This window comes from Emticicia sp. SJ17W-69 (genome assembly GCF_051209875.1).
GTDB lineage: Bacteria > Bacteroidota > Bacteroidia > Cytophagales > Spirosomataceae > Emticicia.
Genome location: NZ_JBNTQY010000001.1, coordinates 2,509,578 through 2,521,993 on the forward strand (window position 1 = coordinate 2,509,578; position 12,416 = coordinate 2,521,993).

4 protein-coding genes are annotated in these 12,416 nt (G+C 35.8%); all 4 read right to left on the reverse strand.

The window, feature by feature from the left end; genetic code table 11:
* Window positions 1–57: 57 nt before the first annotated feature.
* Window positions 58–3,687, reverse strand: a complete 3,630-nt coding sequence (locus tag ACQUQZ_RS10275) for a family 78 glycoside hydrolase catalytic domain (protein WP_435354844.1) — start codon at window positions 3,685–3,687, stop codon at window positions 58–60.
* A 203-nt stretch (window positions 3,688–3,890) separates the two neighbouring features.
* A complete protein-coding gene (locus ACQUQZ_RS10280) occupies window positions 3,891–6,698 on the reverse strand; it encodes a DUF7133 domain-containing protein (RefSeq protein ID WP_435354846.1) in 2,808 nt (935 codons plus the stop codon).
* Window positions 6,699–6,987: 289 nt separating this feature from the next.
* A complete protein-coding gene (locus tag ACQUQZ_RS10285; RefSeq protein WP_435354848.1) occupies window positions 6,988–9,444 on the reverse strand; it encodes a glycoside hydrolase family 2 TIM barrel-domain containing protein in 2,457 nt (818 codons plus the stop codon).
* Window positions 9,445–9,448: 4 nt separating this feature from the next.
* Window positions 9,449–12,331, reverse strand: a complete 2,883-nt coding sequence (locus tag ACQUQZ_RS10290; RefSeq protein WP_435354851.1) for a glycosyl hydrolase — start codon at window positions 12,329–12,331, stop codon at window positions 9,449–9,451.
* Between the last annotated feature and the right edge of the window lie 85 nt (window positions 12,332–12,416).

The following is a 12,416-nucleotide window of genomic DNA, read 5'->3' on the forward strand; positions in this document are numbered from 1 at the left end:
GTGAAAATAAACAATAAATTGCATTTTCACCTCACAATTTAAAATACTTTTGGGGACTTAATTCATTATTTCAAATGAATACGTTCCTGAAACTAAAGTCATTTTTACTTGTCCATTTTCAAGGGTTAAGTTGCTAATTCCGTTACCTTGTGTAAGCACTTTGCCGCTTTCTTTTACTTGATTGATTGCTTTGGCTGGCAAATAGAGTATTGCATTGCTATTAGGCGGAATCGTTGTTTTATAAACCAATTTATTCCCTTCATAACTCCAAGCACTACTAATTTTCCCATAAACCGAGTCATAATAACCTTTGGCCCAAGTCATTGCTTTAGTGGGGTCAGGAGTTGGTTTTAGGATAATTTGCTTGAAAGCAGCCTTTTCAGGACTTCTTTGAATACCTAATGAATAATTATACATCCACGCCGATACCGCTCCAAATGAATAGTGATTGAATGAATTCATTGAATTATTTCCACCAAAACCATTTTCAACTGTATAAGAATTAAGTCGTTCCCAGATAGAAGTTGCTCCATTCACTACCGAATATAACCACGAAGGATAGGTTTTTTGTTGAAGTAATTGATAGGCCTCTGCATGATTTCCATTTTCAGAAAGGGCTTCAGAAATAGATGCTGTACCAATAAATCCTGTCATCAATGAATACGCAGGGCGTTCCACACCTTCGTCATCTTTGTTTTTTCTTTGAATGGCTTCATTCAAATATTTTATGGCAAAAGGTTTGTTCTCTTCATTAAATAGACCCAAATCTAAAGGAATGGCATAGGATGCTTGCGTATCAATCAATTGTCCTTTGTCCGATTTATCTTCCACGTTTCTGGCACTTGGAGGCCCCATTCTTGCAGTTTTTACACCAGATTTGATAGTTTTATGAGTAGTTTTATCAACATAAACTTCATTAAAAGTCTTCTTAATTTCCTCATAGCGATTTTTAAAAGCAATTGCATCAGCTGTTTTATTCAAAACGGTTGCAACTTTATTCATGATTTCTAAATCATAAGCAAAATAGGTCATCCAAAATAAAGTATTGTCATTTTTATTACCTTCTGGACTTAACCAATCGCCCAACGGTCCTTCGTTCAAAATGCCAGTTGTTTTATCAACTTTGGTTTCCAAGAATGCCATGTAACGCTTCATCGCATCGTAGTGTTCTTTCAATAATTGTACATCTCCATATTGTTGGTAGCTTTCCCAAGCAACAGTCAAACCTGCACTTCCCCAAAGTGTACCACCAAAACCACCACCCATCGGTGCAACATCAGTAAATCTGCCGCTTTCGGCTTGTACATCACGCATTGCTAAAAGATGTCTTCTTAAAAACAAATTAGCATCGGTCAAATACGTAGCACTTTTTGAGAAAACGGAAATATCACCACTCCAACCCATGCGTTCGTTACGAGCAGGAGTATCGGTTGGAATGGAAAGGAAATTACTGCGTAATGACCAAGTAATGTTTTTCCAAAGTTTATTGACTAAGTCATTTGAAGTTTCATAATTAGATGATAATGCTAAAACTGAACTGATAACTAATCCTTTGACATCTGTTATCGGAATGGCTTGGTCGATTCCAGTGATTTCAAGATAGCGATAACCATGAAATGTAAATCTTGGTTGAATAGTTTCATCGCCACCTTTCAAAATATACATATCTTGGGTGAGTGCCGCTCTGATATTTTCCATCATTACCATACCCACATTCTCAGCATATTCCTTTAGGTTTGGATATTTTACTTCAGCATATCGCATGGTTATTACCTGACCTTTTTTACCATTTTTTATCAAAATTTGTGGTACACCAACCATATTTTGAGCCATGTCATAGACAAACACTTTTGGTCGGACTTCCTCCACTTTTTGAGCAATCATCGTTTTTACAATAGTGGCATTATTGCCCATTTGTCCAACGATTTTAAAGTCTTTGTATTCAAAAGTTGATTTTTGCCCACGACCGTCAGTGAAAGTTCCTTGATAAGCAGTACCATCTAAAGGTACTTCAACTGCCGATTTCCAAGCACTTTCATTATAAGTAGGTAATGTCCAATCTTTTATTAAAGCTTCTTTGTTGGCATCATAGACTTCTCCTTGAAAATAACTACCGTAGCGAATTGGACCATCATTAAAAAATTTCCAATCTTTTGGATTTGAGGTAATTATTTGCTCCGAATCATCAGCGTATGTAATTACTAATTTGCTCAAAAGAGATTGTCTATCACCAAAATAATTCCAACTTTCACCACTGAAAGTGATGTTTCCACTCCACCAACCTTCACTCAACCACGCTCCGATGGCATTTTTCTCACCTTGTTTCAGTGCTTCTTTTACATCGTATGTTTGGTACATCAAGTTTTTATTGTACTGAGTCAAACCTGGATTAAAGTAATCATTGCTTACACGTTTGCCATTCAAATACATTTCGTAAATACCTCTCGCAGTTACATACAAACGAGCTGATTTGATTGCTTTTGCTTGTGTCGAAAATGTACTGCGAAGCATCGGAGCAGCATTTTTACTTGGATTGGCAAGAATCAAAGCACCACCATTTATCTTATAATTATTGCCTTCGATTTTAACAGCGTTATTTTTGAAAATACCATCGTAGTTTGCAGAAAGTTTTTCTGTAAATAAGGTATTTGATGGAAAACGATAGTTTTTAATTTCTAAGTCAGAAAAATAAGCCATTTGATTTTCGTTTGTTTGAAAACCAATATCTGCCAACATCGGGAAACTGATAAAGTTATTACCACTTCCCACAGGATTTAGATTAAAACCACGAGCCGCAAATGGTGAAGTATTTCCTTCAACTTTTTCTTTTAGCTTGTTTTCTGCTTTATTTCCATCAATAAATATTTCGAATAAACCAAAATTACATTCTACAAAAACTTTGTGTTTTTCATACTTATTTGCTTGATGAATAAGTGATTTCGGAATTTCAAGGCTTTTGATTGGAGTTTCTTTTGAGTCATTTTTGGTATAACCTACCCTATAAATGTTCAATTTGGCTAATCCATCTGTTGCATCTGAAACGTTTGAAATATCTAACTCAAAAGAAATATAACTTTGATTAGGCGTATTTTCCATTGCCATCAAGTTCAAATCTTTGTCCATCAAACGAGCATCATTTCCTCCGAAGAGAAAGGCAGCTTTGGTCGAATTAGAAGCTTTATCGAGCTGAATAGCGTATTGAAATTTATAAACCGACAAATAATGAGAATAAAGTACCAAATCTTCATCACCACCGCCAATCCAGTTGGCCCCTGACCATGCCGAAATATCAGGATTCATTAGACCCGTTTCAAACCACGAGCTATTGGTCGTAATTTTATTGGTATTGTCCCAAACGCTTACTTTCCAAGTATATCGAGTGGTAGCTTTTAGCGGACTTCCAGCATACTCAATACCTTGAGAAACATCAGAATTTACCTTTTTTGTATCCCAAACGATTTGATTTTTTGAATCTGTAACTGTAATTTGATAAGCCGTTTGAAAATAACCTCTTTTGGCATCCATAGCTTTCATTTGCCAAGAAAAATGAGGATTTGAAATGTCAATTCCGAGTGGTTTTTCTTGAGAATCTACTTTTAAATTGTCAATAGAAACATTAGCAAATACATTTCCTACAATAGAAAGAATGAGCAAAAATGTAAGCCAATTTGCTTTTGGTTTAAGCATTGTATTTAAAATTTATAGGTTAATAAAAAATAGGTGGCAATATACCATCTGATTATTTTTTAGCTATTATGTACTGTCCTGTATATAAATACAAACTTTTTGAAAGTTGAAACCTTAACAGAGTTTTTCTAAAAAGTCGGTATTTGATTATGAATTTGGCAGGCCATTCGTGAATCGACATTCGATTAATTCATAAATCCTTCCTATTGTTGTCCAAATATCTTCACTTGACGCATTGTCCAAGGAATTTCTTCGGTTTCTTTATCTAATCCTTCATCTAATTTTATCCTTAAAAACTTAACTTTAGACGTACTCAAAAGCACTGTATTATCACCCTCATTACCTGTTATTTGTTTGGCATTTTCTTCCCAACTATTTCCATCAACGGAAGTTTCGATACTATATTTTCGAGGAAAAGTTTGAATAGCTTGTGGAGGAGTAGGAGGGGTATTAGGTTTTGGTGGTGTAAATCTTCTTATCGGAGCTGCATTAAACTGGAGTTCAGAAAGATTGACGCTTTTAGGGAATTCTATCTGATACCACATACCTTTTTCTTGTTTTTTTCCTGTTGACCAACCTTCATAAGTAAAGGCACTTTGCGGTGCAACATTACCACCAATACGAGTAGAGGAAGTATGACTTGCTGTTATTTTCAAACCATCAGCTACTTGAAATTCTTTAGGCGTTGATTTGATGAGCTTGTCATATTGAAATATACCTGCTTGTTTGTTCGTGCTTGCACGAATTTTGGCAACTTGTTTTGGCGTAACCAAAGAAGCATCGTTTGATAAACCATTGCGGATGTACGAAATTACATCAGAAACCCAAACATCATCATGGTCTTTCATGCTTGCCATCATGCCGCCAGCATACGTTTTACCTTCAATCGCTCCTTCCATTCCATGCAGAACTACTTTGATTGCATAATCAGGATGTGCTTGTACTCGTTGTGAGCCAGCCAATGCAGGTGCTATTAATTTCCCATTTCCTGCAGGTGTTCCCATGCCATTGTTTCCGTGGCATTGCGAGCATAATTCATTATAAATAACGGCTCCTCGATCAACTATTTCTTTTTGTTCTTTGCTTAGTTCTGCACCGCCAAAAGGTCCCATATTTCTTGGTTTTGGTGGTGTAATGATTTGTTCTCCAACCAATTTTACACCTGCCGCTTTATTATTTGCCATTGCTGTTTTTACGCCATTTTCTAAATCAGGAATTTTCAACACTTTGGCAGTCAACATGGTTTGGATAACTACATCGGTATTTGGGTCGCTCATGGCAGTTTTGTAGTCGGCTTCCAACTCTTTTACACCTGCTTTGTATAGAGTTTCGCTGGCACGCAATGCCTGAATACGAATCCGTGGATTTGTATCTTTCAATAATTTTTGGAGTACATCAATTTTTAAAGCATTCAACCCTTCCAATGTCCATATTGCATGAATTCTTGCCAAAACATTTTTATTATTAAGTGCCATTGATTTTAAAGCAGGAACTACTGAAAGGTCTTTTTTCAAGACAATTAATTGTTGAGCAGCATCTCTTCTCCAGCCATTTGGATGTTCCAAATGCTTCACCAAAGTAGCAGAAGTTTCATTAAGCATTTTTGGCTGATTTTTATCTCTTTCTTTTCCATCATAAGTAATTCGCCAAATTCTGCCCAATCCAACTACTTTATCTAATTGATATTGTTCAATTTTTGTCCGTAAATAAGTGCCTTTTTGTGTCCATTGTCCTTCTTGAATAATGCCATGATACATATCTGTAATGTATAAAGTACCATCTGGGGCTGTGGTCATATCGACTGGTCGGAAAAGGGGATCGGTTGAGCGTAGAAATTCTGATTTCTGGTCTTGATAAACATTATGAAGTGTTGTAAGCCCTTCATTCACAACAGGATTGATTTGTCTTACAATTCGAGCAACAGGTTCGCCATAAAAATATTGACCTTTGATATTTTCAGGCAATCTATCACCTCGATAAACATCATTTCCTGCCGAACCTGTAACATGGTTTAATGAACCATCAGGTTGTCTGATTTCGTCCATTCCTCCTTGCATATCAGCAATTTTGACAGCAGCACCCCAAGGAACATCAAAGCCTTTAGCAAATTCATTGGGTACTTCAAAATTGCCATAGTGAATTGGGAATTGAAAATAAGAAGGCAGTCCACTGGCACCACCTTGAAACCAAAGTTTGCCATCATCATCGTGTGTAACTCCCCATTGAGCTCTATTAAAACCTGTTTTTTCACGAATTACACCATTGGGGGTTTCTCTTACACGAAAAGCATTCACTGTGCTATAAAGCCAATTGTCCATACCATAATACATGAATGCTTGTTGATGCTCAACATTGCCCGAACGGCCATATTTTGTAGTAAAAAGCTCTTTTTTGTCGGCTTTTCCGTCGCCATTTGTATCTGTGTATTTATACACATTATCGGCATCCGACTCCATTGTTAAAATACAGTCTTTGCCATAAGGCAATACAAAACGTGGAAAAATCAACTTATCAACGAAGGTTGTGCCTGTTTCATAAACACCATCGTTGTTTTTATCTTCCCAGCGAGAAATTCGGCTGGTAGGTTCTAACTCATCTTTCGAGTCGGCATTTAGCATGTAGGAGCGAAGTTCCAATACATACATTCTCCCATTGCCATCAAAAGCTATCGCTCCTGGTTGTTGAATGGCAGGTTCTGTTAAAACTGGCTCGATGTGGTATCCTTGCGGTAAAAGAAACAATTTTCTTTCGTCTTCTACACTAAGGGGTTTTAAAGGTTGTTTTGGCTCTAAATCAATTCCTTTCCAATTCTCGTCATTAGGGTCAACACCATCAGGGATTTTGAGTTTTGGAAGGCTATCTATTTGAAAACCAACCTGTTGTGGGATTGGATTTGTCAATTTTTTAGGCTTTGAAATGATAAATGAACTCAATGCAAAAACAAAAAAAGTGATTACTAAAGCACTCTTTGTTGAAACACCAGTTCGAGGATTCTGAGTAAATTTCTTCATAATGTAAGAGAGGTTGAATAAAAGTAAATATAATAAAATAATATATTTTTTTATTAGAATTATTACATAAATTAAAGTTTTAATTTTGGAATTTGACAGATAAATAGATAAGTGGGCTTTACTACTCGACAACTCGGCGAATACGACGTATAATCTTGATTGAGATAAAATCAATGAAAAAAGCAGTTATCGTTTTTATAAAAACAATAACTGCTTTGATAAGAGGGCTAATTGCTGAAACTATGAATAAAAGAGTCTAAACAGACTTATAAGACTATCGCTATCCTTTCTATTTGGCATTTATTGTTAATATACCTGCTTTTAAACCTTCGGCTTCTGCTTTAAGTGTAATCTTTCCTGCTTTTTGTGTAGGACGAATGATCACTAATCCTTTTCCTTGAAAAACTTTTTTTTCTGGTTTTTGGAAACTCGACATATCTCTTGGATTGCCATTTCCCAGTCCTGCAATATTACCATTTCCAGAAAGGTGGTATTTCAATAATAAGTCATCAATATTTGGTACAACATTTCCTGCTTCATCTATAATTTCAACAGCTATATAAGCAAGGTCATTTTTGTTGGCATTGATGGTTTGTCTGTCAGCTTTTAATCGAATGGCTTTTGGTTTTCCTGTGGTGCTGAGGGTTTGAGATGCAATTTCTTTATCGCCATCATAACAATGAGCTACCAATTTTCCTGCGGTATAAGGTACATTAAACTTAGCAACGATTGAGCCTTTTTCAAGGGGTTGCTCTGCTATAATTTCCCCATTTAACTCCAATTTTACGCTTTGACTTCTCGTAAAAACTCTCACCTGCACAGTATCTTTTTCGTGTCCTGGCCAAGTCCAGCTTTTTAGCTCATCAGGGAAGTCATAAAATCCAGTCAGCTCTTTCTTGCCTGCTGGTATCGGACGATGAACCATCATTTCTAATGGACTTCTTCGCCAAACTACATCCAAATAATACGAAGCTGCCTTTTTATTACCAATTAAATCTAACTCACCTGTATAGGCATTAAAAATCGGCCATTCAGGTGCCATAAATGTTTCTTGAAATCCACCATTTTTATCGCTTTTATTCTTTAATCTTGCTAAACCAAGCCCAGCTTCTCCCAAATAATCAATGGCTGACCAACTAAACATACCAATTACGTAAGGATTTTTCTCTACATAATTCCAGTTTTCGAGTGCTTTTGGCGGAAAATATTCTGTGGCAACCATGATTCTTTCTGGGAATTTTTTATGGTCGCCTTCGTAATATTGCGTAGCGTAATTATAACCGCCTATGTCTAAACTGGCAAAAGCGGGGTCAGTAACATCCCATTTTTTTCTGGCAATTAATGGAAGGTGAAATGGAATGGCATTTGAAACGGGTCTTGAACTGTCCAAATTACGAACAAAATCTGCTAATTGTCTGGAAGTTTTATGCCCTGTGCTATCAATTATTTCGGGAATTTCGTTTCCGATACTCCACATAATTACCGATGGGTGATTAAAATCTTTTTCAATGATAGAAGTCAAATCTTTTTGCCACCAGTCTTTGAAATAAGTAGCATAATCGTCGGGCGTTTTATGGGTGTTCCACATATCAAAAGCCTCGTCCATAACCAACATACCGAGACGGTCGCAAGCATCTAAAAGTTCAGCAGAAAATGGATTATGTGCAAATCTGACTGCATTATAGCCATTCTTTTTAAGTATTTCTATCTTTTTTTCTTCAGCACGGTCAATTGCAGCAGCTCCTAAAGGGCCATTGTCATGATGAATACAGCCACCTTTGAGTTTGATGTTTTTTCCATTCAAAATAAAACCTATTTTAGCATCAAAATGAATACTTCGTACACCAAAATTTTGCGTATTTTCATCAATAATTTTTCCGTTTTGATTCAAAATTAATTTGGCTTTATACAAATAGGGGCTTTCAATATTCCAAAGTTTTGGGTTTTTGAAATTGATCATTTGCTCGACTTTATCTTTACCAGAAACATCCACAGTATTTGAGTTAATCAATTTATTATCAGCAGAATAAATTTCAGTTATTAGCGAAAGATTGGCAATACTATTTTCAATTTTAGTAGTAAAATGAATATCAGCAGTTTGCTCAGAGACATTTTTAGAAACTATTTGAACGCCCCAATTGGCAATATGATTGGGATTGATAACATTCAACCAAACATGGCGATAAATGCCCGAACCCGAATACCAACGAGAATTGTACCCTTCATTTTTCACCTCAACTGCTACTACATTTGGCACACCTGCTGAGTTTAAATGTTCTGTCAAATCATGCGTAAAGGCCGTATAACCATAGGGATGATTGCCTAAATGATGCCCGTTTATCCAAACATCAGCATTCATATAAACGCCGTCAAATTGAATAAAAACTTTTTTGCCCGACGTGCTTTTATCCATCGTAAACGTTTTACGATACCATGCAGTGCCTCCTACGGTAAATGCAGTGGCGTTTTTTCCTGCATTATTTTTGTAGAAAGGTCCAATTATGCTATCGTTGGGCGTATCTGTCAAATCTTCGATACTCCAATCATGTGGGACATCTAATTTTCTCCAATCAGAATCATTGAAATTAGTAGCTTTTGCGTCTATTCCTTTGCCTTTTTTGAATTTCCAATCGGAGTCAAACAAAATTTGTCTGCCTATTTTTATGATGTTTTGAGCAAAACTTATTTGAGAAAAGTTCAACATAAAAAAGACTATTGGTAAACTGATTTTAGCTCTATTTTTCATCTGATTATTTTTTAACTTCCAAAATATTAACTGGGCCAACTAATCCATTTGACGTGAATTGTCCTTCTGATTTTTTGAACTGTCTATAATGCTTATTTCCTGAGATAGCTTGTCCAATAAAATTATTCAATTGTGTTGGCAGCACTTTGATTTCAATTTCGTTTTGTCCTTTTTGCAAGAACTCACTCAGTTCTAAAATATAAGGAGCATTAATTCTCTTTCCTGCGAATTTTCCATTAATAAATACTTCTGCCGTATGATAAACTTTGCCTAAATCCAGTAAGTAATGTGTTTTTGAATCAATGTTTTTCAATTCAAAAGAACTGCTGTACGTTGCTTCACTTCCAACATATTTGAAAGAATCATTTGTTTTCCAATCGAATAAGTTACTATTCGTAAGTTTTAGGGTATCTGCAAGAATTGTCCAATTATCAATACTTAACAGCTTTTTAGCATTTGTTGGATTTAAAATTGGTGTTTTGGTTGAGGTATTTACAACATTATTTTTTGTTGAAGCATATAATATTATGCTACTATAAGGCGGTATTTGATAAGCAATTTTAGAAGAATTTGCATTATTAATAACCGAACCATCTTCTGCATTGAACCAATAACTTGAGGCATATTTTTTATCCAATAAAAGAGAAATGGTTTGCCATTGATTACTTTTATTCCAAATAAATTGAATGCGACTGCCATCAGATAATTCTCTTTGAATTTGGCGAGTGAATGCTGGTGAATCAGCTTCGACTCTGCTCAGCCTCCCTGCAAACTTTACTGTTTGTTTCAAAGAAGAAATCCAAGTGTTAAACTGCTCTTTATCAGTTATTTGTAAAGCACTTTTTTGTTGTATGACTACTTTCAATAGATTTTCAACTTTTTTATCATTTTCTTCCCAATTTAAAAATGAAGGTTGTTTATGGGGCAAAATTCCAGAATTCAAGAATTTCATGCCTTTTGATGCTAAAAGATTGATTTGTTGAGCAGTTTTTAATGAAATAGTTGAGTTGTCAGATAAAATCAAAGCTTGATAAAAATTTCCTCTGATATTGATTTGTTTGTCTTGTGTTAATGTGGCTTCTTGGATTGAAAGGTCATTGACCCATTCCCAAGTGATGCCTTTGGCTTCCAATTGATTAATTAATTTCCAAGTTTTTTCTGCCCATTCACTCTTCTCATTATGGTGTTCTTTTGGTTTAGGTAATGCTGGTTCAATGCCAACTATTTCGCCCATTGTCATTATTTCTTCCGGATTTTCAGGCATATCTTCTACCTTCATATAAGGGAAATAAATCAACACATCGGTTTTGGGTTTTCCCGAGCGTAAGGCATATTGTGTACGCTGAATGTATTGATTAACGTCTTTTTGGTGTTTCCAAAAAATATCTTGTTCACCAAAATGTGAGGCAAAATTAACCACTGGTAATGCGGCACTTGAAAAAGGATACCAGCCTTCTTTGGCAAAATCTTTTGGAAAATAATTGTAAGGAATACCGTGATAAATGATTTGATTGGCTCCTGCCGCAAACAGTTTGTCAACAGCTAATCGTGTTTTTTGAGGAGTCGTCATATATGCCCGATTAACAAATACTACTGATTCTGATGAGATAATGGGCCGATTATACAAATGAGCTCCCGAAGAAATTATTTTCATGTTTGCTTCTGATGCCAACATACTTTCCATTTCGGGAATGGAGGCTTGTCCAGCAATTGCCATCATGTCCATAGATAAGCCATACGCTTGTGTGCGATGCAACAAACCTTGTTTTTCCATGAAATTTCGACTTGTTTTAAGGAAGTTTTCTCCTAAAAGCTCACTCAAAGTAAGGTCATAATCAAAACGTAATCTTGTATCAATCTCAGGGCTGAAAGAAAAATCTTTGGGAGCATGTGGATTCATAAACTCAACAATATTGTATCCCCGCTGCATATTGGCTGCTAAATAGGGGGTAGGGTCATATCCTCGGTGATTTTTGAACCAAGTTATAAAATCAGCCGAATAATGTCTGTCAGCTTTAAACTCATAGCTATCATTAAAAATAGCACGCATTGGATTTCCGAAATAAGGTTTCAAGCCTGTTCTTTTGCCAAATAAGTGATTATACAATTTCAAAACTTTTGTAGAATCAAAATTGTCAACTACGTAGCCTTGTGAAGGTTCGGATGCCATAGGTCTTTCGCCACTTGGAAGGCAGTAATAAGCAATAATTTTCCAATTGCCTTCAGGTAAAATACATTTTAGAGAATCACCAATAACTTTATCGGAAAGAATAAAACTTGAATTGATGTCTAATGGAGTAGTTCTTAACTTGGCATTTTCTCCCTCTCCTACAATTTTGGAAGCGACAATTGCCTGTAAAATAGAACTGCCAGCTTTAGCAATTACTTTAGGTAAAATAATGCTTATTTTTTTTCCACCTTCAACAGTTACAGCTTCAAATTTGAGGTTACGAAACCCATCATTTGCTTCTAAAATCGAACTTCCTGCTGGCCAACCACTTCCATTAGTCATGTCAACTATGAGACCTCTTTTGCGAGCTTCTTCCATTACGGTTTTTACGTTTTCGTAATATTGAGGCGAATCCCAACTCATTATTTTCGGCCGATTTTCGTCATTTATCGGGATACCTAAATAGAGCGTTTGAATTTCAACTCCTGCAAAATCATTGTCGGCAAAAACATTTATTTCTCTTTGCAATTCCGCTTTGTTAACATCATTTCCAGGCCACCACCAACGAGCCATTGGCCCAAAACTTTGAGAAGGATTTTTGAATTTTGTAGCATCAAAATCATACTGCGAAAACCATTTCGGAGATTGTCCATTGGAGGGTATGGAAGTGAATGATAATAATAGGATACCTAAAATAGAGAAGATGTATTTTGACATAATATTATTTTATTAAACAATTTACGAAGCTGTATACTGTCAATTCTTGTAAAAAAAGTAAAAAGGTGGTCTTTCAAATACCACC

Excerpts from the sequence above, each read along its gene's own strand:
- ACQUQZ_RS10275 (WP_435354844.1), bottom strand. The coding sequence starts at position 3,687 with ATGCTTAAACCAAAAGCAAATTGGCTTACATTTTTGCTCATTCTTTCT.
- ACQUQZ_RS10280 (WP_435354846.1), bottom strand. The coding sequence starts at position 6,698 with ATGAAGAAATTTACTCAGAATCCTCGAACTGGTGTTTCAACAAAGAGT.
- ACQUQZ_RS10285 (WP_435354848.1), bottom strand. The coding sequence starts at position 9,444 with ATGAAAAATAGAGCTAAAATCAGTTTACCAATAGTCTTTTTTATGTTG.
- ACQUQZ_RS10290 (WP_435354851.1), bottom strand. The coding sequence starts at position 12,331 with ATGTCAAAATACATCTTCTCTATTTTAGGTATCCTATTATTATCATTC.